Source organism: Pseudarthrobacter sp. 10T415, from assembly GCF_056394175.1.
Genome location: NZ_JBFTHJ010000065.1, coordinates 1 through 506, shown reverse-complemented (window position 1 = coordinate 506; position 506 = coordinate 1). Strand labels below are relative to the sequence as shown.

Annotated in this window: 1 protein-coding gene; it reads left to right on the top strand. The window is 72.1% G+C overall.

Annotated elements, in window-relative coordinates; all coding sequences use genetic code 11:
* Window positions 1–506: YkgJ family cysteine cluster protein (locus tag AC1DBN_RS21465; protein ID WP_477724197.1), on the top strand; the 506-nt coding region annotated here is incomplete at both ends.

Sequence of the window (506 nt, the reverse complement as noted above, 5' to 3'; positions counted from 1 at the left end):
GGCCATGCGCTGCCCGGCGGGGAATATCTGGTCCTGATGACGCAGGCCATCGACTATCCCTCGGCTGGCCGCTGCCCGGCGCTGGCCGACGACAACCGCTGCGCGATCCACGCCGACCGGCCCGCCACCTGCGCGATGGTCCCGCTCGACGCCTGGGTGCCCGACGGCCTGCAACAGGTGGCACTTGCCGCCAAGCAGCCCGGTGGCGCGCAGTATTTGGGTGCTGATTGCATCACTGTGGGGGCGTCCCGCCCGCTGGTGCAGGCGCGTGAGGTGGTGGATGCCGGCTATCGCGCCGCGCTGGCCCGCCGCCGCGACGCCGAGGCCGATGACAAGCGCGACTGGGGCGACGCGGTGTTTCGCCTGTTGCTGCCGGAATTGCTGGGTCCGCGCGGCGACCTCGCCGCGATCCCGCCGGACGGCCAGCGCACGCTGTCGCTGGCCCCCGTACTGGCCGTGCTGGCCGCCAATGGGGCGGATGCCCGGGCGCGCTGCCTAATATATAT